Origin of the sequence: Georgenia sp. AZ-5 (genome assembly GCF_043952095.1) — a bacterium.
In the GTDB taxonomy this organism is placed as follows: Bacteria; Actinomycetota; Actinomycetes; order Actinomycetales; family Actinomycetaceae; genus Georgenia.
This window is the reverse complement of the sequence record NZ_JBINOU010000001.1, coordinates 879,455-906,169: the sequence shown is the minus strand read 5'-3', so window position 1 is coordinate 906,169 and position 26,715 is coordinate 879,455. Positions and strand designations below refer to the sequence as shown.

Below are 26,715 nucleotides of genomic sequence, written 5' to 3'. Positions count from 1 at the left end.
AGGGCAGGCCAGAACCACGACGCCCTGCGTCGTTGATCGGTAGCGAACACATCCCGCGGAAACTCTTCGGCGACGCTCCGCGCGCCGACGGCCCTCTCCCGGACGCTCAGGCAGTGCGGTAGCTGCCGTGCAGGCGCACGGCACCGCCGTCCACGCCCTTCGTCCCCCGCACCACGTCGCCGCCCGGGGCGTGGGCGCCGTCGTCATCGGTCACCCGGCCCAGCACCCACGCGTCGATGCCCCGCGCCCGCACGGCCGCGACGGTGGCGTCGGCGCTGTCCGCGGCCACGACGGCCACCATGCCGACCCCGAGGTTGAGCGTGCCCTCCAGGTCGTGCCACGGCACCTGGCCGAGGCCGCGGACCAGCTCGAAGACCGGCGGGACGACCCAGCTCGCCCGCTCGACGTCGGCCACGACGCCCTGCGGCAGCACCCGCGCCAGGTTGGCCGCGAGCCCGCCGCCCGTGACGTGGCTGAGGGCGTGGAGCTCGACGCCGTCGTCCTCGATCAGGTCCAGGCACGCGGGCGTGTAGAGCCGGGTGGGCTCGAGGAGCTCCTCCCCGAGGGTGCGGCCGAGCTCGGGCACCTCGCGCTCGTAGCCCCAGCCGGCGACGTCGAGGACGCGCCGCACCAGCGAGTACCCGTTGGAGTGCAGACCGGAGGAGGCCATGGCCACCACCACGTCGGCCGGGCGCACGCGCTCCGCGCCGAGCACCGCGTCGGCCTCGACGACGCCGGTGGCGGCGCCCGCGACGTCGTACTCGTCCGGAGCGAGCAGCCCGGGGTGCTCCGCGGTCTCCCCGCCCAGCAGCGGGGTGCCGACGACGGCGCACGCCTCGGCGATGCCGCGCACGATGTCGGCGACCCGCTCGGGGACCACCTTGCCGGTGGCGATGTAGTCGGTCATGAGGAGCGGCCGGGCGCCCACGACCACGATGTCGTCGACGACCATGCCGACCAGGTCGTGGCCGATGGTGTGGTGGATGTCCAGCGCCTGCGCGACGGCCACCTTCGTGCCGACGCCGTCGGTGGAGGTGGCGAGCAGCGGGCGCCGGTAGCCGCGCAGCGCGGAGACGTCCACGAGCCCGGCGAAGCCGCCGACGCCGCCGACCACGGCCGGCCCGTGCGTGGCCCGCACGGCGTCCTTCATGAGCTCGACGGCCTTGTCCCCGGCCTCGGTGTCCACGCCCGCCTGGGCGTAGGTGATGGGCGCGGAATTGGGACGGGTCTCGCTCACGGCTGCGGGGCTCCTGCGGTGGTCGGGGTGGAGACGCGGGCGGGGGGCGCGGCCTCCGCGGGGACGCCGGGCACCTCGGGCCCGGCGGTCGGGGCGCCGAGGGCGTCCGGGACGCTGGGCGCGTCGGCGCCGGAGACGGTGGCGCCCGAGCGGATCGGGATCGGGTAGGCACCGGTGAAGCAGGCGGTGCACAGGCGCTGGCGCGGCACCGTGGTGGCCTCCACCATGCCGTCGAGGGAGATGTAGCCCAGGGTGTCGGCGCCCAGCGAGTCGCGGATCTCGTCGGTGCTCAGCCCGTTGGCGATGAGCTCGGCGCGGGTGGCGAAGTCGATGCCATAGAAGCAGGGCCACTTCACCGGCGGGGAGGAGATGCGCACGTGCACCTCCGCCGCCCCGGCCTCGCGCAGCATCCGCACCAGCGCCCGCTGGGTGTTGCCGCGGACGATGGAGTCGTCGACGACGACGAGCCGCTTGCCGGCGATGACCTCCCTGAGCGGGTTGAGCTTCAGGCGGATGCCGAGCTGGCGGATCGTGTCGGTGGGCTGGATGAAGGTGCGCCCGACGTAGGAGTTCTTCACCAGCCCCTGCGCGAAGGGGATGCCGGACTCCTGGGCGTACCCGATCGCCGCGGGGGTGCCCGACTCGGGCGTGGGGATGACCAGGTCCGCGTCCACCGGGTGCTCCCGGGCCAGCACGCGCCCCATCTCGGTGCGTGCCGCGTTGACCGGCACGCCGGCGATCTTGGTGTCCGGGCGCGCGAGGTAGACGTACTCGAAGACGCAGCCGTGCGGCGTGGCCTCCGCGAAGCGGCGGGTGCGCAGCCCGTCGGCGTCGATGACGAGCAGCTCGCCCGGCTCCACCTCGCGCACGAAGGTGGCGCCGACGATGTCCAGGGCCGCGGTCTCCGACGCGACGGCCCAGCCCCGCTCGAGGCGGCCGAGCACCAGCGGCCGCACGCCGTGGGCGTCGCGGGCGGCGTAGAGGGTGTGCTCGTCCATGAACGCCAGCGAGAAGGCGCCCTCCAGCACCGGGAGCACCTCCATGGCGACGTCCTCCAGCCGGTCCCCGGCCTCGGCGGTGCCGCCGAGGAGGGCGGTGATGACGGCGGTGTCGGTGGAGGAGCCGCGGCCGAGCTCACCGCGCAGGTCCTTGCCGAAGCGCTGCTGGACCAGGTCCATGAGGGCCCGGGTGTTGGTGAGGTTGCCGTTGTGCCCGAGGGCGACCGTGCCCGAGGCGGTCGGGCCGAGCGTCGGCTGGGCGTTCTCCCACGAGGAGGACCCGGTCGTGGAGTACCGCGTGTGCCCGATGGCGATGTGGCCCCTGAGCGGCTCGAGCGCCCGGTCGTCGAAGACCTGCGAGACCAGCCCCATGTCCTTGTAGACCAGGATCTTCTCGCCGTCGGAGGTCGCGATGCCCGCCGACTCCTGCCCGCGGTGCTGCAGGGCGTAGATCCCGAAGTACGTCAGCCGGGCGACGTCCTCACCGGGGGCCCAGACGCCGAAGACACCGCACTCGTCCTGCGGTCCCTTCTCGCCGGGTAGGAGGTCGTGGGAAAGCCGTCCGTCACCGCGTGCCACGCGCCCATGGTCGCACACCCCGCGGAGGCCGCGGCGGGCCGGTCCGGCATCGGGGACCGGCGCCTCTCAGGCGCGCGCCACCTGGCCGGGCAGCGGGTCGCCGGCGCGGGTCCTCTGGGCCGTCGTGCTCGCGTCCGCGTCCGCCGGTCAGGGCAGGGTGAACCGGACCCGGCGGGCGGGCACGTCGACCTCGGCCAGCCGGACGGTGACGGACTCACCCAGCGCCAGCCGGTCGCCCTCCACGCGGGCGCGGACGGCGGGATCCTTCAGCACGACGGTGCCGCGGCGGGGAGCGGAGTCCGACTCGTCCTCGACGTCGACCACCACGCCGCCGAAGTGCTCGCCGACGTGACCCTCGAGCGCCAGGGCCTCGATGGCGTCCATGGCCCCGCGCTCGAACGCGCCGGCGCGGCGCGAGGCGGCCGCCATGGTCGCGGGCAGGCCGGGCAGCGCGTCGATCACCCAGTCCGGGACGGCGGCGCCGGCCCGGTGCGCGACGCAGACCTCCAGCCCATACCTGTCCACGAGCCGCCGCAGGGGCGCCGTGACGTGGGCGTACTCCGCGGCGATGGCTGCGTGCGCCATCTCCGCCGGCACGCGGCCGTCCAGCCCCGGCGCTGCGTCCTCGGCGGACGCGGGCGCGGCGGCTGCGGTTCCGGAGGTGGCGGCGCCGGCGTGCCTGACGGCGGCCCGGTCGGGTCCGGAGGCGTCGTCGGGCACGCCGAAGGCCAGGTAGCCGGCGCCGCGGAGGAGGGTGGTGGCCTCCGTCAGGAACGCCGCGTGCGTGGGCACCGCCGAGTCCAGGGTGCGCAGCAGCTCGCCGTAGCTGACGTCCTCCGGCCAGCCCAGGCCGAGGGCGACGGCGGTGCGACGGAGCCGGGCGACGTCCCGGGGGTCTGCCGGCGGCAGGGTCCGCAATATCCCGACTCCGGCCTCGCGCATCATGCGGGCGGCGGCGATCCCCGTCATCAGGGAGACCTGCGCGTTCCAGCCCTCCACCGGCAGCGTGGCCCGGTGGCGCAGGACGTAGCCGTGGTCGACCCGCACGGCCTCCTGCTCGGGGATGTCGAGCGAGACTCCACCGCGCTCCACCTCCTGCTGCTGGCGAAGCCGACCCACGGTGCGGAGCAGCACGGGCAGGTCGGCCGGCACGGTGCCGGGAAGGTCGGGGCCGCCGTCGTGCGCCGCCTGCACCTGCTCGTACGTGAGCCGGGCGCGGGACCGTACCCGGGCGCGCACCACGTCCGCGTCGGTCAGCCGCCCGTCGGCGGCGAGGCGGAGCGTCCACAGGTAGGCCGGGCGTTCCTGCTCCTGAAGGAGGCTGGCCGCGCCCGCACTGAGCACCGGCGGGTGGAGGGGGAAGGACCCTGCCGGGCCGTAGACGGTCATCCCGCGCGCGTGGACCTCCCGGTCGAGCGCCCCGCCGGGCACGACGAAGCTCGCGACGGACGCGATGGCGTAGCTGACCACGTAGCCCGCGCCGTCGCGGGCGATGTGCACGGCCTGGTCCAGGTCCTCGGACCCAGGCGGGTCGATGGTGACGAACGGCACGTCCGTCGCGTCCTCGTGCGGCAGGTCCGCGATCCGGGCGCCCTCGGCCTCCGCCAGCGCCTCGGGCGAGAAGTCACGCGGGATGCCGACCTCGTCCCGCAGCTCATCGAGGGCGGCGCCCACCTCGGGCGCCGCGGCGGCAAGGCGCAGGCTCGGCACACCGGCACCCTACGGCTGTGGCCGCTCCTCCGCCCGGCGGTCGTCCGGTTCCGCGGGCGCGGCCGTGGCCGCACCGGGCCCGGGCGTGGCCGCCGCCTCCTCGGCGGCGGAGCCCTGCTCCCCGGCGGCCCCGTCCTGGTGCCCGGCGGCCTCGTGCGCCCGCGGGGCGTGCGAGGCCTGCCGGCGCTGCCACGAGCGGCGGTCCGCGCGCACGGCGAGGCCGGCGCCCGCAAGCCCGCCCACGGTGCCGAGCGTGACGAAGACCAGCCAGAACAGATCCGACCTGGCGAGGGCGCTGGAGCCCGGGAACAGGGTGACGGCGAACGAGACCAGGGCGCCGAGCACCACGCCGGTCAGGATGAAGCGGCCGAACCGCGGGGCGCGACGCACGGTCGCGGGGTCCACCAGGTCCGCCACGCGATAGCGGGGTGCGTCGTCAGCCAGCTCGACGGCAGGCCCCTCGGCGGCGGTCGTGCCGGCGTCGGCGGCCGGCGTCGGGTCCGCTGCCGGTGCGGTCGCGTCGGCGGGCGCTCCTGCCGCAGCCCCGGCACCGTCGTCGGCGGCCGTCGCCTCGTGTGCCCGGGCCTCGGGCCCCGCCTGGTCGGGCTGCGACGGCCCCGCAGGCCGTGGCTCGCTGGGGTCAGTTCTCACCGCACCAACGTACCTGGCGCTCCCCCGCGGGAGCCGTGCCGCCTCACCCACCTGACGGCGGGCGCGGAGGCACGGGTTCTCAGGCGTCGACGGCGTCGAGGTCCTTCTCGACGAGGCCGGCGACCTCCTCAAGGGCGTCGGCGTTGTCCGACGACACGGTGACCTCCGCGCCCTTCTCGGCCCCGAGCGTCATGATCATCAGGGCCGAGGCCGCGTCGACGGGCTCCTCCCCGTCCACGGCGAGGGTGACCTCGTCGTCGTACTTGCCGGCGGCCTCGGCGATGAGGGCGGCCGGCCGGGCGTGCAGGCCGATGGCGGAGCCGACGATGACGGTCTTGCTGGGCATGGGTTCTCCTGTGGGTGTGTGGTGCTGCGCTCGGTCGTGCGCACCAGCGTGACCGAGTCCTTAACGGTTCGCGCGGTCAGGCGGCGACGGGCTCGCCGGCCTCGACGCGGGCCGGGCGCCGGGCGCCTATCTCCTTGAGCGCGATGACGAGGATGGCCGAGAGCACCATGCCCGCGATGATCGCCCCGACGAAGGCGAGCACGTTCGACATCGCGAAGAACACGAAGATGCCGCCGTGCGGCGCCCTCGACATGGCGTCGAGCGCCATGGTCAGGGCCCCGGTGAGCGCGCCGCCCGCCATGAGCGAGGGGATCACGCGGAGCGGGTCCGCCGCCGCGAACGGGATCGCACCCTCGGAGATGAACGAGGCGCCGAGCAGCCACGCCGCCTGGCCGTTCTCCCGCTCCACCTCGGTGAAGAGCCGAGGCCGGATCGCCGTCGCCAGCGCCATGGCCAGCGGCGGCACCATGCCCGCCGCCATGACGGCGGCCATGATCCGCAGGGTCGCGGGGTCGTCGATGTTCAGGCCGGCGGTGGCGAACGCGTAGGCCGCCTTGTTGACCGGGCCGCCGAGGTCGAAGCACATCATCAGGCCGAGGATGACGCCCAGGATGACGGCGGAGGCGCCGCTCAGCCCGCTCAGCCAGCTGGACAGGCCGTTCGTGACGGCCGCGAGCGGCTGCCCGAAGAGGAACATCAGCCCGCCCGCCACGATGGTCGCCAGCAGGGGGATGATCACCACCGGCATCAGCCCGGCCAGCCATCGCGGCGCCCGGATGCGGGAGATGTACAGCGCCGCGACGCCGGCGACCAGGCCGCCGAGCAGGCCGCCGAGGAACCCGGCCCCGACGAACACGGCCACCGCGCCCGCGGTGAACCCGGGGGCGATGCCGGGCCGGTCGGCGATGGCGAAGGCGATGTACCCGGCGAGTGCCGGCACGAGGAAGGCGAAGGCGGCCGCGCCGAGCTGGTGCAGGACGGAGCCGACGTACTCCGCGAGGCCGCCGGCGGGCAGGTTGAGCAGCGAGTTCTCGATGACGACGGTGGCGGAGTTGTCGACGATGGCGTACCCGCCGACGAGGAACGCCAGCGCGATGATCAGGCCGCCCGCGGCCACGAACGGGATCATGTAGCTCACGCCGGTGAGCAGCGCCTGCTTGAGCCGGGTCCCGAAGCCGAGGCCCTTGGTGTCGGCCGTCGTTGCCGCCGCGGCCGTGCCGCCGACGCGGCGGGCGTCGGGGTTGTCGGCGGCGCGCAGGGCCTCGGCGACCATCACCTTCGGCTCGGCGATGGCGCGCTTGACCGCCGACTCGATCACGGGCTTGCCCGCGAAACGCTCACGCCCCTTCACCCCCACGTCGGTGGCGAAGATGACGGCGTCCGCGCGGGCGATGACGTCCGGGCTCAGCGGGGTGCCGGCGGCCGAGCCCTGCGTCTCGACCTCGACGGTCACGCCCGTCTCCTTGCCGGCGGCGACGAGCGCGTCGGCGGCCATGTAGGTGTGGGCGATGCCGGTGGGGCAGGCGGTGACGGCGACGATCGTGCGGGGCGCGCCGGCACCCGCCGCCGCCGCGGCGGTCGAGGCCACGCCCGCCGCCGCCGCGGCGTCCCCCGGGCCCGTGGCCGTGCCCGCGGCGCCCTGTGGCGTGCCGGCGGGTGCCTCGGTGGCGGCGCCCGCCCGGGCGGCGGCGTCCACGCCGGCGGGAGCGGCCGCGGCGGGTGCCTGCGCCGGCGGGTTGACGACGGCGTCGACGAGCTCGACGACGTCCTCCCGCGTCCGCGCGGCGCGCAGCGACGCGACGAAGTCCTTTCGCACCAGCGCGCGGGCCAGCTTGGTCAGGAGCTTCATGTGCTCCTGCCCCGTGCCCTCGGCGGCGGCGATGAGGAACACGATGTCGGCCGGGCCGTCCGGGGCGCCGAAGTCGACCGCCGGGGACAGGCGGGCGAAGGCCAGGGAGCCCTGCGTGACGTGCGGTGACCGGCAGTGCGGGATGGCGATGCCCCCCGGCAGACCGGTCGCGGCCTTCGCCTCGCGCTCCATCACGTCGGCGGTGAGCCCTTCGGCGGTGGCGCGCCCGGCGGCGGCCACCATGCCGGCGAGGCCGGCGATCACCTGGTCCTTGGAGCTGCCGAGGTCGACGTCGAGGGCGACCAGCTCGGTGGTGATCAGCCCCGGTGCCGCTACGGACATGGGGGTCTCCTTCCGGGAGGGAGGTGCTGTGCAGAAGTCCTGGGTGGACAGGTCGTGCGGGTGGCCGGCTCGGTGGGACGGGCGTCCCGCTCAGGCGGCCGCTCTCACCCGGACGGCGTTCGGGTCGGTCTGGTCGGGCTGGGGAAGCGTCGTCCCCGGCAGGGACGCGGCGGCCGAGCCGTAGGCGACGGCCTGGCGCAGGCAGTCGGGCGGCTGCCCGCCCGAGGTGGTGGCGAGGAGGTAGCCGGCGAGCGCGGAGTCCCCCGCCCCCACGGTGCTGCGGGGGGTGACGGGCGGCGGCGTGGCGGCCCAGGCGCCCTCTCCGGTCACCAGGAGCGCCCCGGCCGCGCCGAGCGTGGCCAGGACGGCACCGACGCCGCGGCCGACGAGCGCGCGGGCCGCCTCGACGGAGGGGCGCAGGTCCCCGGCGGCCGCCGTGGCCTCGAGCGTCTCGGCGTCGGCCCCGGTGAGCTGGGCGAGCTCCTCGGAGTTCGGCTTGAGCAGGTCGGGCGCCGCGTCGGGCATCCGCGCCGCGAGCGCGCGCAGCGGGGCGTCGGAGGTGTCCACCGCCACCCGGCAGCCGTGCGCGTGCAGCTGGCGCACCATGTGCGCGTACCAGTCCTCCGGCACGCCGGGCGGCAGGGAACCCGACAGCGCCACCCAGTCGGCGGACCGGGCGGCGTCCAGGACGAGCGACCCGAGCGCCGTCAGGTCCGCCTCGGTCATCGCGGCGCCGGGCTCGTTGATCTTGGTGGTGGTCCCGTCCGGCTCGGCGACGGTGAGGTTGGTGCGTGCCAGGCCCGGGACCGGCACGGTGCGGAACGGGACCGCGAGCTCGCCGAGGGCGGCGACGAGCGGGTCGTCCGCCCGGGCCGGCAGCAGCGCGAGCGCCTCGCCCCCGCCCATGGCGACCACGCGTGCCACGTTGACGCCCTTGCCGCCGGCCTGGACTCCCACGGAGAGGATGCGGTTGACGCCCCCGCGCACGAGCGGCCCGCCGAGCCCCGCGGTGCGGTCCAGGCTCGGGTTCGCCGTCACCGTGACGATCATGCGACCACGACCTCGACCCCGCGCTCCTCGATCTGGGCGCGGTCCTGGGCGTCGACGGCGGCGTCCGTGATCAGCACGTCCACCTGCTCCAGCCCGGCGAAGCTGACGAGGTGCTCCTGCCCGACCTTGCTGGAGTCGGCCAGGACGACGACGCGCCGGGCGGCGGCGACCATGGCGCGCTTGACCGCCGCCTCGGCCGGGTGCGGGGTGGAGAGCCCGTGGCGTGGGGTGATGCCGTTGGTGCCGAGGAAGGCCACGTCCACGCGGGTGCGCCGGAGCCGCTCCTCCGCGTCGGCGCCCACGGTGGCCTGCGTCAGTCCCCGCACGCGGCCGCCGAGGAGGAAGACCGGGGACCTGGACCGGATCGCCACGGCGGAGGCGGTGGGCACGGAGTTGGTGACCACGCTGAGGTCGGCGTCCGAGGGCAGCAGGGCACCGAGACGCCCGGTGGTAGTGCCGGCGTCGAGGATGATGCTGCCGCCGCCGGCGGGCACGTGGGCGAGCGCCGCCCTGGCGATGCGCTCCTTCTCCGCGACGCGGGTGCCCTCCCGCTCCCCCAGCGCCGCCTCCACGAGCCGCACCGCCTGGGCGGGGACGGCGCCGCCGTGGACGCGGTGCAGCACGCCGCGCCGGTCGAGCGCCTCCAGGTCGCGGCGGATCGTCTCGGCGGTCACGGCGAGCTCGTCGGCCAGCACGGAGACGGACACCCGGCCCTCGTGGAGCGCCCGCGCGGCGATGACCTGCTGACGTTCTGCTGCGTACACGGCGCCCTCGCCCTCGAACCTCGTCGTCCCTTGCCTTGCATCCCACCGACCCGGATGTTGTCTCGTGTGAGATTACATGTGGCTCTGTGGCTTAGCAACAGGCGCTGCCGTACGCTGGGCGGCAAGCGGGACGGCGCGGTGCCGCCCGACCTCAGCGCGGAGGCGAAAGATGACCACCACCCACCCCACGGCCGCGTCCACGATCGAGGGCACCGGCGTCGTCCCGGGACTGGCGTACGCCCCGGCCGCCTGGACGCGACCGCGCCCGGCAGTGGCCATGGACGCGCCGCCGCTGGAGGAGGACCAGCGAGAGGGCGAGGCGTCCCGGTTCGACGCCGCCACCCGGGTCGTGGCCGAGCGGCTCACCGAGCGGGCGGAGAGGGCTACCGGGCCGGCCAAGGAGGTCCTGGAGGCCACTGCGGCGCTGGCCCGTGACCGGGGGTGGCTGCGGGCGGCCACCAGGATGATCAAGGGCGGCACACCGGCTCCGCAGGCGGCGGCCGCGGCGACGGGCCAGTTCGTCGAGACCTTCGAGAAGCTCGGCGGGCTGATGGCGGAGCGGGCCACGGACCTGCGCGACATCCGCGACAGGGTGGTCGCAGAGCTCGATGGACTCCCTGAGCCCGGCATCCCCACGCCGGAGAGCCCGGTGGTGCTGCTGGCCGAGGACCTCGCCCCGGCGGACACCGCCGAGCTCGACCCGAAGTTCGTCGTCGCCCTGGTCACCTCGCTGGGCGGCCCGACCAGCCACACCGCGATCATCTCCCGCCAGCTCGGCATCCCGTGCGTCGTGGCGGCCACCGGTCTCGACGCGGTGGAGGAGGGCGAGATGGTGCTGGTCGACGGCGCCGCCGGGTCCCTGCGCCGGGGCGTGCCGGAGGAGGAGGCGCGCGCCGCCGTCGAGGCCGACCGGGCACGGCGGGAGGTCACCCGGGCCTGGCAGGGCCCGGGCGCGACGAAGGACGGCCGCCCGGTGAAGCTGATGGCCAACGTCCAGGACGGCGCCGCCGCGCGCGCCGCCTCGGCGGGTCCGGTGGAGGGCGTGGGCCTGTTCCGCACCGAGCTGTGCTTCCTCACCGCGGACCACGAGCCGAGCGTTGCGACGCAGGCGCGGATCTACCGGGGGGTGCTCGAGGCGTTCCCGGGCAAGCGGGTGGTGGTCCGCACCCTCGACGCCGGCTCCGACAAGCCGCTGCGCTTCGCGAACCTCGAGCACGAGGAGAACCCGGCCCTGGGCGTGCGGGGCATCCGCGTCGCCGCCCGGGACGAGGGGCTGCTGACGCACCAGCTCGACGCCGTCGTGCAGGCGGCGGAGGGGCGCGACGGGGAGGCGCCGTGGGTGATGGCACCGATGGTGGCCACCGTGCCGGAGGCCGCGCACTTCGCGGCCCTCTGCCGGGAGCGCCGGCTGGTGCCCGGCATCATGGTGGAGGTGCCCTCGGTGGCCCTGCTGGCGCGGCACTTCCTCGAGCACGTGGACTTCCTGTCCATCGGCACCAACGACCTGTCGCAGTACGCCATGGCGGCGGACCGGCTCTCGCCGCACCTGGCCGACCTGACCGACCCCTGGCAGCCGGCGGTGCTGAGCCTCGTCGCGATGACCGCCGCCGCGGGGAAGGAGGCGGGCAAGCCGGTCGGCGTGTGCGGCGAGGCGGCCGCGAGCCCGGACCTGGCGTGCGTGCTCGTGGGCCTGGGCATCACCTCGCTGTCCATGGCGGCGACCGCGGTCCCGGCCGTGGGCGCCCGCCTGGCGGAGGTGTCGTTCGAGGCGTGCGAGGAGGCCGGGCGGCTGGCGCTGCAGGCTCCGGACTCCCGGCAGGCGCGCCAGGCCGCGGCGGGCGCGCTCGGCTGAGCGGCCCCGGGCGCCTCAGGGCCGGACGCGCACCAGCGGCAGCACCGCTGACAGGTCCGCCCGGACGCCCGAGGCCGAGACGCGGCCGGCCGCGACGGCGTCGTCCCACCCCAGCCGCCCGGTCGCGAGCGCCAGCCAGGTCTCCTGGTCCGTCTCGACGACGTTGGGCGGGGTGCCGCGGGTGTGCCGCGGCCCGGCGATCGCCTGCACGGCGCCCGCCGGCGGGACGCGGACCTCGACGCTGTTGCCGGGCGAGCTCACGGAGAGCTCCTCCAGGGTGAACCGGACGGCGGTGCGCACGACGGCGGAGGGCGGCTCGGCCGTGGCGGGCGGCTCGGCGGCCGCGGTGGCGGGGACGGCCTGCGCGTCCCTGGCCGTGGCCCACCGCTTGAGAGCGGCCAGGCCGTCCGAGGGGTCGATGCGTCGGCGAGGGGGCACGTCCCCACGGTAGGTCACCGCCGCCGGTGCCCTGGTCGGCCCGCACGCACCGCGGCCCCGGTCAGCGCTGGGCTGGCCGGGGCCGGATGGAGGGCGTGCGTCAGGCGGCGCTGCGCGCGGCGTGCCGGTCCGCCCACTTCTGCTTGACGTCGTCCGGGACGTTGCCCTCGCCCGGGTGCTCGCCACCCCTGCCCGGCGGGACGGCCACCGCGGCCGCGGCGACCTCGACGCGGTAGGCGATCTCCGTGCCGCCCTCCGTCGCGATGACCAGGTCGTAGGAACCGGCCGCGAGCTCCTTCGGGAGCTCGAAGGTCACCGTCGCGGTGCCGGTCTCGTCGACGTTGGGCGTGATCGTGGCGTCCACGGCGGCGGAGCCCAGGACCTTGCCGTCGAGCGACACGGTCACCTCGGCGGGCTTGGGCTCGGTGGCCGTGAAGGCCAGCGAGGACAGCTCCAGGGTGACCTCCTCGCCGGCGGTGAGCGACGCCGGGCCGGTCACGCCGACGGACCGCTGGGAGTGGTCGGGGGCGAGGCCGGGGTTGGCGGCGAGGTGGTCGATGAGGCCCTGGGCGTCGACGATGCCGGTCTCGGTGAGGTGGGTGCCCTCGGTGAAGACCTCGAAGCCGTCCTGCCCGCCGAGCAGGAAGGTGTTGGACGCGACGGTGTAGGTCGCGGCCGGGTCGATCGGCTCGCCGTCGACGTAGACGGCGGTGACGTGCTCGCCCTGGGGAGCGGCCGGGTCGTAGACGTACTCGATCTCGTCCGACAGGCCCAGGCGCAGCACCGGGCGGGAGGAGCCCGGCTGGAACTGCTGCTCCAGCATCGTGACCACCTGGGCGCCGGTGAGGTCGACGGTGCCCACGGTGTTGCCGAACGGCTGGACGTCGAAGGCCTCCTGGTAGGTGACGGCGCCGTCGTCGTTCGCGTCGAGGTCGGCGCGGATGCCGCCGGGGTTGATGATGCCGAGGTCGGCCTCGAGGCCGATGGAGGCGGCCGTGGCCTGGGCGACCTCGCCCAGCAGGTTGCCCAGCGGGGACTCGGCGCCGCGGTTGGCGCCGGTGTCGGTGCCGTTGTTGGTGGCGCGGTCGAACGCGCCCGTCACCGTGCCGACGGGCTGCTGGCCGAGCACGGCGGCCTCCGCGAGCGCGGCGTCGACGATGGCCTGGACCTCGGGGTCGGCGGGCTGCGAGCCGATGGCGATGTTCTCGCCCGCGGCGGTGACGACCTCGTCGGTGGCGGGGTCGTAGGTGAGGGTCATGCGGGAGAGGTTCGCGCCCGAGGCGCCGCCCTGGATGACCGGGATGTCGCGGGTGTCGTCGTCGACGACGGCGTGGGTGTGGCCGGTGAAGAGGGCGTCGACGTCGTCGCTCAGGCCGGTGATGATCCCGTCGGTGGCGCCCTCGTGGACGAGGGCCACGACGACGTCGGCCTCGCCGTTGGAGGCGTCGCCGTCGGAGAGCGCCGCGGCGCCCGCGTTGACGGCGGTCGCCTCGTCGGTGAAGGAGATGCCGGCGATGCCGTCGGCGCTGACGAGCTCGGTGGTGTCGTCGGTGACGGCGCCGACGAAGCCGACGGTCACGCCGGACGGCGACGTCCACACGTGGGTGGTCCCGAGCTCCGGCGTCTCGCCCTCGACGTTCGCGCCCAGGTAGGTCCAGTCCGCCCGGTCGGCGACGCGGCCGGCGAGGTCGGCGTAGCCCCTGTCGAACTCGTGGTTGCCGACGGCGGAGGCCTCCAGGCCCATGGCGCCCAGCACGTCGATGGTGGGGTCGTCCTGCTGGATGGCCGACTCGAAGGCGGAGCCGCCGATGTTGTCGCCGGCGGAGACCAGGACCGTGTCCGGGTTGGCGGTGCGGATCTGCTCCACCTGCCCGGCGAGGGCGGGCGCCTGCCGCAGCGCGCCGTGGAAGTCGGTGATGCCGAGGACGTCGAGGGTGACGGTGCCGTCGGGGTTGACGGTGGCGCCGGCGGGCAGCGTGCCGAGGCCGACGGCGGCCAGGGTCACCACGCAGGAGGCGGCGACCGGGCGCAGGGTCCGGCGGGGCGAGCGGGAGGGTTCGCGGGACATGGGTTCCTCTACCGGTGTTCGGGCTGGGACGCCTCGCAGCATAGGCGCGAGGCCCGTCCCGAAACGCCGGTCCGGCGCACCTTTCATGGGTTGTTCACCCCATGTTGACCCACCTGACACGCCCTCCCCCACCGGGCGCCCGCCGCGCCCGGCACGCCCGGGTTTCGCTCTGCCGGCACCCCTGCTAGACCAGTGCGGTGACCCGCGCGCCGGACGCACCCGGCCCCGCCGCCGACCGCGCCCGGTGGCGCGCCTTCGCCGTGTGCCTGGGCGCCGGTTTCATGACGCTGCTCGACGTCTCGATCGTCAACGTCGCGCTGCCGTCGATCGAGGCCTCGCTCGAGGCCGGGCCCAGCGAGCTGCAGTGGATCGTCGCCGGCTACACCCTCGCGTTCGGGCTCTCCCTCGTCCCGGCCGGGCGTCTCGGGGACGTGCTTGGCCGGCGCGGGGTCTTCGTCGCCGGGCTGACCGCGTTCGTCGTCGCCTCCGCGGCGTGCGGCCTGGCGACCAGCGCGGAGATGCTGGCGGTGACGCGGCTGCTGCAGGGCGTCAGCGCCGGGGTGCTCAACCCCCAGGTCGTCGGTCTCATCCAGCAGCTGTTCACCGGCCGGGAACGGGCGCGGGCCTTCGGGCTCTTCGGCGCCACCATCGGGATCTCGACGGCCGCGGGCCCACTGCTCGGCGGGGCGCTGCTCGCCGCCTTCGGCGAGGCGGAGGGATGGCGCGCGGTCTTCCTCGTCAACGTGCCCATCGGCGCCGTGCTCGTGCCGCTCGCGCTGCGGAACCTCCCGGCCCCCCACCGCTCGCCCCGAAAGCTCGGCCTCGACGTCGGCGGCCTGGTGCTCATGGGCGCGTCCGTCCTGTGCGTGATGCTGCCGTTCATCGCCGCCGCCGAGGGCGCGGCCGGCGCGCCGTGGTGGCTGCTCGGGGCCGGTGCCGCGCTGCTCGTGGCGTTCGCCTGGTGGGAGCGCCGCACCGAGCGCGCCGGGCGCTCGCCGGTGCTGCCGGCGGCGCTGCTCGCCACGCGCTCGTTCACGTTCGGCGCGGCGGTGGGCACCGCCTACTTCGCCGGGTTCCCCACGATCTTCCTGGTGGGGACGCTGTACCTGCAGCTCGGGCTCGGGCTGACGCCGCTCCAGGCGGGGCTCGTGCAGACGCCGTTCGCGCTGCTCGGGGCGCTCTCGGCGGCCAAGAGCGGGCGACTGGTGGGCCGCTTCGGGCGCTGGACCGTCGTCGTCGGCATCGTGGTGATGATGGTGGGCGTCGCCGGCGTGGACGTGACGGTCGGCCGCGTCGACGGCGTGGCCGCGGCGTGGGCGATGGCGGCCTGGATGGCGGTCGCCGGCCTGGGCAACGGGGCGGTGATCTCCCCCAACCAGGCGCTGACGCTCGACGAGGTGCCGGTCGCGCAGGGCGGCACCGCCGGCGGCGTGCTGCAGACGGCCCAGCGCATCGGGACGTCGGTGGGGGTCGCCGTGGTGACCTCGGTGTTCTTCGCCACGCTGGCGCGCGACCGCGGCGCCCTCGCGGGCGGCTTCGGTCCGGCGCTGCAGGTGGGCCTGCGGGTCACCCTCGGCCTGATCGCCGTCGCCCTGGTGGCGGCGGTGGTGGACGCGCTGCGCCGCCGTCACGCCCCTGAGGCGTTCAGCCCCCGAGGTGCTCCTCCACCCGCCTGACCTTCTCGGTCAGCTGCCCGGTGAGACCGGGGCGGATGTCCGCCTTGACGACGAGCGAGACACGCGGGCTGGTGGCCGCCACGGCCTGGGTGGCGCGCTTGATCACGTCCATGCACTCGTCCCACTCCCCCTCGACGGTGGTGAACATCGAGGTGGTCTCGTGCGGCAGGCCGGACGCGCGGACGATGCGCACCGCCTCGGCGACGGCCGCGCTCACCGACCCGTCCGGGGTGTCGGCGACGGTCGGGGCGACGGAGAAGGCGAACAACATGCCCCCAAGGATAGGTGGGCGCCGGCCGCCCGGCCGGCGCCGCCTGCGTCAGATGATGCCCTGCTCGATGGTTGCGTCGGCGACCTTCTTGAACGCGGCGATGTTCGCGCCCAGCACGTAGTTGCCGGGGGCGCCGTACTCCTCCGCCGTCCAGGCGCACTCCTCGTGGATGTTCTCCATGATGACCTCCAGCTTGGAGGCCACCCGGTTGAAGGTCCACGGGTCACGCGCCGCGTTCTGCGCCATCTCCAGGGCAGAGGTCGCGACCCCGCCGGCGTTGGCCGCCTTGCCGGGGCCGAACAGCACGCCCGCGGACTGGAACGCCTCGACGGCGGCCGGCGTGGAGGGCATGTTGGCGCCCTCCGCGACGGCGACCACGCCGTTGGCGACCAGCGTCGCCGCCGCGCGGTCGTCGAGCTCGTTCTGCGTCGCGCACGGCAGCGCCACGGTCGCGGGCACGTCCCACACGCTGCCGCCCTGGACGAGCCGGGCGCCGGGGCGCCGCTCGACGTAGTCGGCGACGCGGCCGCGCTCAACCTCCTTGACCTGCGTGAGCAGCTCCAGGTCCACGCCGGCCTCGTCGACGACGTACCCGGAGGAGTCGGAGAAGGTGACGACCTTCGCCCCGAGCTCCTGGGCCTTGGCGACGGCGTAGATGGCCACGTTGCCGGATCCCGAGACCACGACCCGCTGGCCCTCCATGGCCTGCCCGCGGGTGGCGAGCATGCGGTCGGCGAAGATGACGGCGCCGTACCCGGTCGCCTCGGTGCGGCCGAGGGACCCGCCCCAGGACACGCCCTTGCCGGTGAGGACCTGGGCCTCGAAGCGGTTCGTGAGGCGCTTGTACTGGCCGAAGAGGTAGCCGATCTCACGGCCGCCGACGCCGATGTCACCGGCGGGCACGTCGGTGTACTCCCCGATGTGCCGCTGGAGCTCGGTCATGAAGGACTGGCAGAACCGCATGACCTCGGCGTCGCTGCGGCCGTGCGGGTCGAAGTCGGAACCGCCCTTGCCGCCGCCGATCGCCAGGCCCGTCAGGGCGTTCTTGAAGATCTGCTCGAACCCGAGGAACTTGATGATCCCGAGGTTCACGCTGGGGTGGAACCGCAGCCCGCCCTTGTACGGGCCGAGCGCGGAGCTGAACTGGACGCGGAAGCCGCGGTTGACGCGGACGGCGCCGGCGTCGTCGACCCACGGCACCCGGAACATCACCTGGCGGTCGGGCTCGCAGATGCGCTCGAGCACGCCGAGCTCGCGGTACTCGGGGTGCTTGCGGACCACGGGGTCGAGCGTCTCCAGGACCTCACGCACCGCTTGGTGGAACTCCGGCTCGCCGGGGTTGCGGCGCAGGACCTGGTCGTAGACGTCCTCGATCTCCTGGAGCACGGGCGTTTCCTCTTCGTCGTGATGGGCGTTCGCGCGCCGCTCTCGCGAGATGTCATCCCTTCCGCGAGGCGTCGCGCACCGGACCGGGCCGCCGGTCAGCGGCGCTGCCGGCGGGCGCCCCGCGGCAGCGACCCGGGGAGCGTAGAACATGTCGGGGAGGAGATGACATCTCGGGGGACGAGGCGCATCTCACGGGCGGGGCGGGTGGGGTCAGCCGAAGTACCGGGGCAGGGTGGCCTCGGAGGCCTCGCGCAGCTCGGCCAGCGGGACGGTGAAGGCGCCCTCGACCGTCAGCGCGGGATCGCCGCCGGTGGTGCCGATGCGGGCGAGGGGCACGCCGTGCTCGGCGGCCAGCGCCTTCAGCCGCTCCTCGTGGCCGGGCAGCACCGCGACGACGGCGCGGGCGCCGCTCTCCGCGAACAGCAGCGTGGCCAGGTCGATCCCGTCCCGGGCCGCGACCTCGCCGAGGTCGAGCCGGGCCCCGACGCCGAAGCGCAGCGCGGCGTCCACGAGCGTCTGCGCGAGCCCGCCCGCGGCGACGTCGTGCGCCGCGTGCGCCGTGCCGTCGGCGGCGGCCGCGATGAGCACCTCGGCGAGCGCCTTCTCGGCGGCCAGGTCCACCTTGGGCGGCAGGCCGCCGAGGTGGTGGTGGACGACGTCGGCCCACACGGAGCCGTCCAGCTCCTCGGCGGTGGCGCCGAGCAGGTAGACGGCGGCGCCGGCCTCGGTCCAGCCCGACGCCGTGGCCCTGTGGACGTCGTCGAGCACGCCGAGCACGCCCACGACCGGGGTCGGGTTGATCGCGGAGTCGATGCGGCCGGGCTCGCCGGTGCCGTTGTACAGGGAGACGTTGCCGCCGGTGACCGGCACGCCGAGCTCCTGGCAGGCGTCGGCGAGGCCGGTCACGGCCTGCACGAACTGCCACATCGCCGCCGGGTCCTCGGGCGAGCCGAAGTTCAGGCAGTCGGTCACCGCCAGCGGGCGGGCGCCGACGGTGGCGACGTTGCGGTACGCCTCGGCCAGCGCCTGCCGGGCGCCGGTGTAGGGGTCGAGCTTGGTGAACCGGCCGTTGGCGTCGGTGGACAGCGCCACACCCAGCCCGGTGGCCTCGTCGACGCGCACGACGCCGGCGTCGTCGGGCTGCGCCAGCGCCGTGTTGCCCTGCACGTAGCGGTCGTACTGGTCGGTCACCCACGACTTCGACGCCAGGTTGGGCGAGGCGACCAGCGCCAGCAGCTGGGCGCGGAGCTCCTCCGGCGTCGCCGGCCGGGGCAGGCGGGCGGCGCCGTCGGCGTTGAGCTCGTCCTGCCAGGCGGGCCGGGCGTAGGGCCGGTCGTACACGGGGCCCTCGTGGGCCACCGTGCGCGGGTCGACGTCGACGATGCGGTGCCCGTGGTGGTCGATGGTCAGCCGGCCGGTGCCCGTGACCTCACCGATGACGGCGGTCTCGACGTCCCACCTGGCGGTGATGGCGAGGAGCTCCTCGAGCTTCTCCGGCCGGACGACGGCCATCATCCGCTCCTGCGACTCGCTCATGAGGATCTCGCCGGCGGTGAGGGTGGGGTCGCGCAGCAGCACCTTCTCCAGGTCCACGTGCATGCCGCCGTCGCCGTTGGAGGCCAGCTCCGAGGTGGCGCAGGAGATGCCCGCGGCGCCGAGGTCCTGGATGCCCTCCACCACGCCGGCGGCGAAGAGCTCCAGGCAGCACTCGATGAGGACCTTCTCCATGAAGGGGTCGCCCACCTGCACGCTCGGGCGCTTGGTGGGCACGCCGCCGGTGAACGTCTCCGACGCGAGGATGGACGCGCCGCCGATGCCGTCGCCGCCCGTGCGGGCGCCGAAGAGCACCACCTTGTTGCCGGCGCCGGAGGCGTTGGCCAGGTGGATGTCCTCGTGACGCAGCACGCCCAGGCACAACGCGTTGACGAGCGGATTGCCCTGGTAGGAGGGGTCGAACTCGGTCTCGCCGCCGATGTTGGGCAGGCCGAGGCAGTTACCGTACCCGCCGACGCCGGCCACGACGCCGTGCACCACGCGGGCGGTGTCCGGGTGGTCGACGGCGCCGAAACGCAGCTGGTCCATGACAGCCACCGGGCGGGCGCCCATGGAGATGATGTCGCGCACGATGCCGCCGACGCCGGTGGCCGCGCCCTGGTAGGGCTCCACGTAGCTGGGGTGGTTGTGGGACTCGACCTTGAAGGTCACCGCCCAGCCCTGGCCGATGTCCACCACGCCGGCGTTCTCGCCGATGCCGACGAGCAGGTGCTCGCGCATGGCGTCGGTGGTCTTGCGGCCGAACTGGCCCAGGTGCTTCTTGCTCGACTTGTAGGAGCAGTGCTCCGACCACATCACCGAGTACATGGCGAGCTCGGCGGCGGTGGGCCGGCGGCCGAGGATGTCGACGATGCGGGCGTACTCGTCGTCCTTGAGCCCCAGCTCCCGGTACGGCAGCTCGACCTCGGGCGTGGACGCGGCGCGGGAGACGGTGTCCGGCTGCTGCTCGGCCACGCTGGTCATGGTTCCTCCGTCAAGACGGGCGGGTGGATGACGCCAGGCTACCCGGGCACCCGAAAGGGGCCCGAGTCCGTCCATCCCCGGCGTGAGGTGGGTCATGATGAGCCCGTGCTCGCGGAGATCACCACTCCGGTGGATCTGTGCCTGCCGTCGGGGTCGCTCAACCCCCGCGCGGTCGGGTGGACACGGGCGCCGCTGCACCGGGCGAACCTGCGCACCGGGAGCCCGCTGGGCCGGGCGGCGACGTGGTCGCGGACCAAGCGGTGGGAGCACTGGTGCGTCATCACGCCCGACCACGTCGTCTCGGTCACCGCCTCGGCGCTGAACTACGCCGGCTTCCACCAGGTGTGGCTGCTGGACCGGCGCACCGGCGAGGAGGTGGAGTGCTCGGCCGCCGACCCGCTGGCGCGGGAGGCGCGCATGCCGAGCGTGTGCGGCGCAGGACCCGTGCGGGCCCGTGCCGGGCGGCTGGCGATCGCCGTGGACCCGCTCACCCAGATCGTCCGCCCCGACGACGACCCCCGGTCCTGGGCGGTGCCGGGCGCGCACCCGGCGCTGCCGTCCCGTCCCGGGGCGCGGCTGCGGGCGCTCACCCCCCGGCTGCGGCTGGACCTCCTGGTCGACGTGCCCGCCGGGCACGAGTGCCTGGGCGTGGTGGTGCCGTGGACCGACCGGCTGTTCCAGTACACCGTCAAGGACGTGGCCCTGCCGGTGCGGGGCCGGCTGTGGCTGGACGGCGAGGAGGTCGCCGTGGGCGGCCCGGGCACCTGGGCGGTCATGGACTTCGGCCGCGGGCGGTGGCCGTACTCGGTCGTGTGGAACCGCGGCACCGGCTCGGGCGTCGTGGACGGCGTCGTCACCGGCCTGCAGCTGGGCGGCAAGTGGACCGACGGGACGGGCGCGACGGAGAACGCCCTCCTCGTCGACGGGCGGGTGCACTACCTCGGCGAGGACCTGTCCTGGGCGTACGACGAGACCGACTACACGAGCCCCTGGTTCGTCACCGGCCCGCGGGTGCAGGTGCGCCTGACGCCCTTCCACGAGCGGTCCGCCCGCTCGAGCCTCGGCGTCGTCGCGACCGAGGCCCACCAGTGCTTCGGGACCTGGGCCGGCTGGGTGGTCGACGACGACGGCACCGAGCGTCCCGTCGACGGCCTGGTGGGCTGGGCCGAGGAGGTCGCCAACCGCTGGTGAGCGGGCCGGGACGCGACGGTACGCGCGAACCGACGGTCAAACCCTCGCGCCCGGGGCGCCGAGGGAGTTTGATCATGGGCATGAGGACCGTCGACGTCGACGTCTCGCCCCTGCAGGCGCTGGCCGCCGAGCTGGACGAGGTGGCGGCCCGGCGCCTGGAGGCCGGCGCCCAGCGCGCCCGCACCCTGCTCGCGGGACGCACGGTCTGGAACGTCAGCGCCCCGGACGGCGGCGTCGCCGAGCTGCTGCGGACCCTGCTGCCCTATGCCCGCGACGCCGGGGTGGACGCCCGCTGGGTAGTGCTCGACGCCGACCTGGCGTTCGTGCGCATCGCCACCCGCCTGCACCACGTGCTGCACGCCGACCCGGGCGACGGCGGCGAGCTGGGCGCCGCGGAGCAGGCGCACTACGACCGGACGCTGGCGGCCAACTTCGAGGAGGTCCGCGAGGAGCTCGCGCCCGGCGACGTCGTGATCCTCCACGACCCGGCCACCGCCGGCCTGGCGACCGGCCTGAAGACCCGCGGCGTGCACGTGGTCTGGCGCTGCCACGTGGGCGCCGACATCCCCGACGGCGTCACCGACCGGGGCTGGGCGTTCCTGGAGCCCGCCCTGGAGAAGGTCGACCGGGTGGTGCTCTCCCGCGCCGGCTACCGGCCGGGCTTCCTGGACGAGGCCCTGGTCCGCGTCATCCCGCCCTCGGTCGACCCGCTCTCGCCGAAGAACCGCCGCCTGGACCGGCACGAGGTGATCGACCTCCTGCGCGGCGCGGGCCTGCTCGGCCAGCCCGGCGACGAGGCGGCCGCCGGCACTCCCGGTGCCGGCGCGGCGCGGGCGGGCGGCCCCGTGCCGCCGCACGCCCGCGTGGTCCTCCAGGTCTCCCGGTGGGACCGGCTCAAGGACATGACCGGGGTGCTCATCGCCTTCGACGAGGGCTTCGACGCCCTCCCGGAGGACGTGCACCTGGTGCTCGCCGGACCCGACGCGGTCCCCACGGCCGACGGGGTCCTCGACGGGTGCCTGCAGATCTGGTCGGGGCTCGACGCCGACGTCCGCCGGCGGGTGCACGTGGCGTGCGTGCCCACGCGCGACCCCGCGCACAACGCCCTGGTCGTCAACGCCCTGCAGCGCCACGCCAGCGTCGTCGTGCAGAAGAGCCTCGCGGAGGGCTTCGGGCTGACGGTCACCGAGGCGCTGTGGAAGGCCCGCCCGGTGGTCGCGTCGGCGGTGGGCGGGATCCGCGACCAGATCGAGGACGGCACCAACGGACTGCTGCTCCCGGACGCCACGGACCTCGAGGGGCTGGTGCAGCGGGTGTGCCGCCTGCTCGCCGAGCCCGCGTTCGCCCGGCAGCTGGGCACCGCCGCCCACGACCGCGTGCGGCGGGAGTTCCTCAGCGACAGGCACCTGCTGCAGTACGTCGACCTGCTCGAGGAGCTGCTCCAGCGACCCTGACGACCCGCGCACCACCGAGGGGATGAGAGACATGGCTGCACCCGCACCGGCAGAGGTCGAGACGTGGCGGTCCATCAACACGGTCCGGACCCTCGCGATGGACGCCGTGCAGGCGGCCCGGTCCGGGCACCCCGGCACCGCGATGGCCCTGGCGCCCCTGGTGTACACGCTGTGGCAGAAGTACCTGCGGTTCGACCCGGAGCTGCCCATCTGGGCGAACCGTGACCGGTTCGTGCTCTCCGTCGGGCACGCCTCGATGCTGCTGTACGGGATGCTGCACCTCGCCCGGGTCAAGGCGGTCAACGCCGACTACGAGACCGTGGGGCAGCCGTCCGTCTCCCTCGAGGACATCCGGCGCTTCCGGCAGCTGGACTCCAGGTGCCCCGGGCACCCGGAGTACCGGTGGACCTCCGGCGTCGAGTGCACCACCGGGCCGCTCGGCACCGGCATCGCCACCTCGGTCGGCATGGCGCTGGCGGGCCGGTGGCAGGCCGCCACCTACAACCGGCCCGGGTTCGACCTGTTCGACTTCGACGTCTACGCCGTCTGCGGCGACGGCGACCTCATGGAGGGCGTCGGGGCCGAGGCCGCCTCCCTGGCCGGGCACCTGCGGCTGTCCAACCTGTGCTGGGTCTACGACAACAACGGCATCACCATCGAGGGCAGCACCACCCTGACGTTCACCGAGGACGTCGCCACCCGCTTCCGCGGGCTGGGCTGGACCGTCGAGCACGTCGAGGACGCCAACGACGTCGCCGCCCTGGAGCGGGCCCTCGACGCGTTCCGGGCCAACCAGGGCGGCCCCACCCTCATCGTGGTCGACAGCGTCATCGGCTACGGCGCGCCCCGCAAGCAGGGCACCGCCGCCGCGCACGGCGAGCCCCTCGGCGAGGAGGAGGTCCGCGCCGCCAAGCGCGCCTACGGCTGGCCCGAGGACGCCCAGTTCCTCGTCCCGGAGGAGGTCTACGCGGACTTCGACGGCGGCGTGCGGGCGCGGGGGGCGCGGCTGCGGGGCGGGTGGGAGGAGCTCTTCGGCCGCTACGCCGAGCGATACCCGGACCTGGCGGACCAGCTGAACCGGATGCAGAAGCGGAGCCTGCCGGACGGCTGGGACGCGGGGCTGGAGGACTTCCCCGCCGACCCCAAGGGGCTCAGCGGTCGGGACGCCAGCGGCAAGGTCCTCAACGCCGTCGCGCAGCGCGTCCCCTGGCTGCTGGGGGGCTCGGCCGACCTCGCGCCGTCGAACAAGAGCCGCCTGACCTTCGACGGCGCCGGGGACTTCGCGCCCGGCGAGCACGACGGGCGCAACCTCCACCTGGGCGTGCGGGAGCACGCGGCCGCCGCCGTCGCGAACGGCCTGGCCCTGTCCAAGATCCGCGCCTACCAGGCCGGCTTCCTCATCTTCTCCGACTTCCAGCGCGGGGCCGTGCGCCTCTCCGCCCTCATGGAGCTCCCGGTCATCCACCTGTACACGCACGACTCCATCGGGGTGGGCGAGGACGGGCCCACCCACCAGCCGGTCGAGCACCTCGCCTCGCTGCGCGCCATGCCGGGGATGGTGGAGATCCGCCCCGCCGACGCCAACGAGGTGGTGGAGGCGTGGCGCACGATCATGCCGTGGCGCCACCAGCCCGTGGCGCTGGTGCTCTCCCGCCAGCCGCTGCCCACCCTGGACCGGAGCCGGTACGCGTCCGCGGCGGGCCTGGCCCGGGGCGCGTACGTCCTGGCCGGGGACCCCGGCCGCGAGCCCGACGTCATCCTCATCGCCACCGGCAGCGAGGTGAGCCTCGCCGTCTCCGCGCACGAGCAGCTCAGGGCCGAGGGCGTCGCCTCCCGCGTGGTGTCCATGCCCTCGATGGCCCTGTTCGACCGGCAGCCGCAGGACTACCGCGACGAGGTGCTCCCGCCCGCGGTGACGGCGCGGGTGGCGATCGAGCAGGCGTCCTCCTTCGGGTGGGACCGCTGGGTGGGGCCGGGCGGCCGGGTCGTCGCCATGACGACGTTCGGCTCCTCGGCGCCCCTGAAGGACCTGCAGACTAAGTTCGGCTTCACCCCCGAGGCGGTCGTCTCCGTCGCCCGGGAGCTGGTCGGGCGGTAGGGCGCCGGCCGGGCGGCCGCTCAGGCGGGCGTCACGTCGACCTTCTCGGCGAAGAGCTCGATCTGCTCCCGCCGGCCGGTGCCCAGCCCGCGGCGGGTGACGTTCAGCGCCCCGGCGGCGGCCCCCAGCCGGACGGCGTCGACCATGGACTCCCCCCGGCCCAGGCCCACGGCGATGCCGGCGGTCATCGAGTCGCCGGCGCCGCGGTGCTCGTGCGTGCTGACCTGGGGCGCGGTGACCAGGTGGGCGCCGTCGCCCGTGACCACGAGCGTCGGGTCCGCCGCGCGGGAGATGGCGACGGCGTCCAGCCCGTGCTCGAGAAGCCGCTCGGCGCCGACCCGCAGCTCCTCCACGCTCGCGCCGTCGGCGAAGCCGCCGTCGATCATCTCCTCGTGGCTGATCTTCAGCACCGCGCCGCCCGCCTCCACGAAGGCGCGGGCCTGGTGGCTCGAGAGGTCGGCGACCAGCCGCTTGCCGGACGCGCGCAGGTCGGTGGCGAGCCGGCCGAAGAAGTCGGGCGGCACCCCCAGCGCGGTGTCCGCGCCGGTGACGACGCACACGTCGGCGGCCGAGGAGTACACGAGCATGGTGCCGTACAGGTCGTCCTGGGCGTGCCGGTCCAGGGTGGGGCTCTCCATGACGACGATCTCGTCACGCTCGCCGCGGCGGTAGTCGACGATGTGCCCGCCGTTGCCGGTCGCGGAGGTGGTGTGCAGCTCCAGGCCCTCGGCACGGGCGAGGCTGGCGGCCGCGGTGCCGGTCTCGCCGCCGAAGGGGCCGCACACGACCGCCCGGCCGCCCAGGGTCGTGACCATCCGGGCCACCCACAGGCCCTGGCCGCCGGGGTGCACGTGCATCTGGGGCTTGTCCGGGGCGTTGATCGTCGCCTCGACCGTGACCTCCAGGATCGGCGCGATCGCCAGGACCGCGACCACCGGCTCGTGCTGCTCCTCCGTCATCCCGGCCCCTTTCTCGCCCACGCTGGTGCCAGCGTCACGTTAGGTGGCGGGCGGCGGGGCCGCCCGCTCAGCGGGGCCGCGCGCCCCAGGGGCCGCCCGCCCGCCGGGGCCGCCCGCTCACCGGGGCCGCGAGGGCAGCGTGGCGGAGAGCGGGTCGGCGAAGCGGGCGAGCACCGGCCCGGCGACGGCGACGACCATGACGTACCCCGTGGCGACCGGACGGACGCCGGTGTACCCGGCCGTCGCGGCGAGGCCGGCGATGACCACCGAGAACTCGCCGCGGGCGACCAGCGCGGTGCCGGCCCGCAGCCGTCCGGCTCGCCCGACGCCGTCGCGCCGGGCCGCGACCCAGCCGGTGGCGACCTTGGTGCAGATGGTCACGGCCGCGAGCGCGAGCACGGCCGGGAGCACCGGCCACACCGCCCGCGGGTCCACCGACAGGCCGAAGCCGACGAAGAAGGTCGCCGCGAACAGGTTGCGCAGCGGGCTGAGGATGGTCCGGGCCCGGTCGGCGAGCGTCGTGGGCACGGCGATGCCGACCAGGAAGGCGCCCACCGCCGCCGACGCACCCACGAGGTGCGTCAGCCCGGCGACGAGGAGCGTGAGGCCGAACAGGCGCAGCAGCACCTGCTCGTCGTCGGGGTGGGTGAGGAGGCGGCCGAGCCGGTGGCCGTGCCGGTGGGCCGCGGTGAGGACGATGAGCACCGCCCCCAGCGCGAGGGCGGTGCCGGCGACCGCCTGCGCCACGCCGCCGCCGGCCAGGGCGACGGCGAGCACGGGCAGGAACAGCGCCATGGCGACGTCCTCGATCACGATGACCGAGAGCACCGCCGGCGTCTCGCGGTTCGCCAGCCGGTCCAGGTCCGCCAGCAGCCGGGCGATGATGCCGGAGGAGGACACCCAGGTGACGCCCGCCAGGGCGAGGCACCCCTGCCAGGGCAGGCCGAGCAGCAGGCCGGCGAGGAACCCGGGCGGGGCGTTGAGCAGCAGGTCGACGACGCCCGAGGGGGCGTGCCGGCGCAGCGAGGTGACCAGCTCGTTCGCGGAGAACTCCAGCCCGAGCGTCAGCAGCAGGAGGATGACGCCGATCTCCGCGGCCGCCTCCACGAACGGCTGCGCCGCCGTCAGCGGGACCAGGCCCCCCTGCCCGAACGCCAGCCCCGTCAGGAGGATGAAGGGGATCGCGGACAGCCCCAGCCGGTGCGCCAGCAGGCCGATCAGGGACAGCCCGAAGAACAGGGCCCCCAGCTCGAGCAGCAGCGCGCCGACGTGGTCCACC

The 26,715-nt window shown here is 75.1% G+C and carries 20 protein-coding genes; 5 read left to right on the top strand and 15 right to left on the bottom strand.

The features are described 5' to 3' along the window. Window positions 1-106: 106 nt before the first annotated feature. The 8 genes from purM to ACF0H8_RS04285 all read right to left on the bottom strand — a co-directional run bounded on the left by purM (window position 107) and on the right by ACF0H8_RS04285 (window position 9,526). On the bottom strand, window positions 107-1,237 hold the full coding sequence (gene purM, locus ACF0H8_RS04320) for a phosphoribosylformylglycinamidine cyclo-ligase (RefSeq protein WP_395287761.1): 1,131 nt from the start codon (window positions 1,235-1,237) through the stop codon (window positions 107-109). Continuing rightward, window positions 1,234-2,814, bottom strand: coding sequence for an amidophosphoribosyltransferase (gene purF, locus ACF0H8_RS04315; RefSeq protein WP_395287760.1), 1,581 nt, complete (start codon window positions 2,812-2,814; stop codon window positions 1,234-1,236). Before purF ends, purM begins: the two co-directional genes overlap by 4 nt. 147 nt (window positions 2,815-2,961) lie before the next feature. Then, the gene (locus ACF0H8_RS04310) at window positions 2,962-4,524 is read right to left on the bottom strand and encodes an RNB domain-containing ribonuclease (protein ID WP_395287759.1); all 1,563 of its coding nucleotides are present in this window, start codon (window positions 4,522-4,524) and stop codon (window positions 2,962-2,964) included. A gap of 9 nt (window positions 4,525-4,533) precedes the next feature. Continuing rightward, window positions 4,534-5,175 (bottom strand): hypothetical protein, encoded by a 642-nt coding sequence (locus ACF0H8_RS04305; protein WP_395287758.1) that lies wholly within the window; start codon window positions 5,173-5,175, stop codon window positions 4,534-4,536. Between the two features lie 79 nt (window positions 5,176-5,254). Continuing rightward, the gene (locus ACF0H8_RS04300) at window positions 5,255-5,521 is read right to left on the bottom strand and encodes an HPr family phosphocarrier protein (protein WP_395287757.1); all 267 of its coding nucleotides are present in this window, start codon (window positions 5,519-5,521) and stop codon (window positions 5,255-5,257) included. Window positions 5,522-5,597: 76 nt separating this feature from the next. Next, on the bottom strand, window positions 5,598-7,712 hold the full coding sequence (locus ACF0H8_RS04295) for a fructose-specific PTS transporter subunit EIIC (RefSeq protein WP_395287756.1): 2,115 nt from the start codon (window positions 7,710-7,712) through the stop codon (window positions 5,598-5,600). Between the two features lie 90 nt (window positions 7,713-7,802). Further along, window positions 7,803-8,762 (bottom strand): 1-phosphofructokinase, encoded by a 960-nt coding sequence (pfkB, locus tag ACF0H8_RS04290; RefSeq protein ID WP_395287755.1) that lies wholly within the window; start codon window positions 8,760-8,762, stop codon window positions 7,803-7,805. Continuing rightward, window positions 8,759-9,526: a DeoR/GlpR family DNA-binding transcription regulator gene (locus tag ACF0H8_RS04285; protein ID WP_395287754.1), complete on the bottom strand. Its 768-nt coding sequence runs from the start codon at window positions 9,524-9,526 to the stop codon at window positions 8,759-8,761. The genes pfkB and ACF0H8_RS04285 overlap by 4 nt, the downstream gene beginning before the upstream one ends. A gap of 169 nt (window positions 9,527-9,695) precedes the next feature. On the opposite strand from ACF0H8_RS04285, the gene ptsP reads away from it, so the two are divergent. Further along, window positions 9,696-11,378, top strand: a complete 1,683-nt coding sequence (ptsP, locus tag ACF0H8_RS04280) for a phosphoenolpyruvate--protein phosphotransferase (RefSeq protein ID WP_395287753.1) — start codon at window positions 9,696-9,698, stop codon at window positions 11,376-11,378. 15 nt (window positions 11,379-11,393) lie between these two features. On the opposite strand, the gene ACF0H8_RS04275 is transcribed toward ptsP, so the two are convergent. Both ACF0H8_RS04275 and ACF0H8_RS04270 read right to left on the bottom strand, forming a co-directional pair. Next, window positions 11,394-11,816 carry a sterol carrier family protein gene (locus ACF0H8_RS04275; protein ID WP_395287752.1) on the bottom strand — a complete coding sequence of 141 codons (423 nt, stop codon included), beginning with the start codon at window positions 11,814-11,816 and terminating at the stop codon, window positions 11,394-11,396. A gap of 100 nt (window positions 11,817-11,916) precedes the next feature. Continuing rightward, complete coding sequence (locus ACF0H8_RS04270) at window positions 11,917-13,884, bottom strand: bifunctional metallophosphatase/5'-nucleotidase (protein ID WP_395287751.1); 1,968 nt, start codon at window positions 13,882-13,884, stop codon at window positions 11,917-11,919. A 197-nt stretch (window positions 13,885-14,081) separates the two neighbouring features. Between ACF0H8_RS04270 and ACF0H8_RS04265 the strand changes: the two genes are divergently transcribed. Beyond that, window positions 14,082-15,560 (top strand): MFS transporter, encoded by a 1,479-nt coding sequence (locus ACF0H8_RS04265; protein WP_395287750.1) that lies wholly within the window; start codon window positions 14,082-14,084, stop codon window positions 15,558-15,560. Here ACF0H8_RS04265 and ACF0H8_RS04260 read toward each other — a convergent pair. The 3 genes from ACF0H8_RS04260 to purL all read right to left on the bottom strand — a co-directional run bounded on the left by ACF0H8_RS04260 (window position 15,529) and on the right by purL (window position 19,734). Beyond that, window positions 15,529-15,831, bottom strand: a complete 303-nt coding sequence (locus ACF0H8_RS04260; RefSeq protein ID WP_395287749.1) for an MTH1187 family thiamine-binding protein — start codon at window positions 15,829-15,831, stop codon at window positions 15,529-15,531. The two genes, ACF0H8_RS04265 and ACF0H8_RS04260, sit on opposite strands and share 32 nt — an antisense overlap. A gap of 48 nt (window positions 15,832-15,879) precedes the next feature. Next, window positions 15,880-17,217 carry an NADP-specific glutamate dehydrogenase gene (gene gdhA / locus ACF0H8_RS04255; protein WP_395287748.1) on the bottom strand — a complete coding sequence of 446 codons (1,338 nt, stop codon included), beginning with the start codon at window positions 17,215-17,217 and terminating at the stop codon, window positions 15,880-15,882. 210 nt (window positions 17,218-17,427) lie between these two features. Continuing rightward, window positions 17,428-19,734, bottom strand: a complete 2,307-nt coding sequence (purL, locus tag ACF0H8_RS04250; protein ID WP_395287747.1) for a phosphoribosylformylglycinamidine synthase subunit PurL — start codon at window positions 19,732-19,734, stop codon at window positions 17,428-17,430. Window positions 19,735-19,839: 105 nt separating this feature from the next. Between purL and ACF0H8_RS04245 the strand changes: the two genes are divergently transcribed. The 3 genes from ACF0H8_RS04245 (at window position 19,840) to tkt (ending at window position 24,477) form a co-directional block, all read left to right on the top strand. Further along, window positions 19,840-20,925, top strand: a complete 1,086-nt coding sequence (locus ACF0H8_RS04245; RefSeq protein ID WP_395287746.1) for a DUF2804 domain-containing protein — start codon at window positions 19,840-19,842, stop codon at window positions 20,923-20,925. Between the two features lie 74 nt (window positions 20,926-20,999). After that, the gene (locus tag ACF0H8_RS04240; protein WP_395287745.1) at window positions 21,000-22,379 is read left to right on the top strand and encodes a glycosyltransferase; all 1,380 of its coding nucleotides are present in this window, start codon (window positions 21,000-21,002) and stop codon (window positions 22,377-22,379) included. A 31-nt stretch (window positions 22,380-22,410) separates the two neighbouring features. Continuing rightward, window positions 22,411-24,477 (top strand): transketolase, encoded by a 2,067-nt coding sequence (gene tkt / locus ACF0H8_RS04235; protein WP_395287744.1) that lies wholly within the window; start codon window positions 22,411-22,413, stop codon window positions 24,475-24,477. A 20-nt stretch (window positions 24,478-24,497) separates the two neighbouring features. Here the strand turns inward: tkt and ACF0H8_RS04230 are convergent, their stop codons facing one another. Beyond that, a complete protein-coding gene (locus ACF0H8_RS04230; protein WP_395287743.1) occupies window positions 24,498-25,436 on the bottom strand; it encodes a 1-phosphofructokinase family hexose kinase in 939 nt (312 codons plus the stop codon). Between the two features lie 117 nt (window positions 25,437-25,553). Continuing rightward, window positions 25,554-26,714 carry a cation:proton antiporter gene (locus tag ACF0H8_RS04225; protein WP_395287742.1) on the bottom strand — a complete coding sequence of 387 codons (1,161 nt, stop codon included), beginning with the start codon at window positions 26,712-26,714 and terminating at the stop codon, window positions 25,554-25,556. Between the last annotated feature and the right edge of the window lies 1 nt (window position 26,715).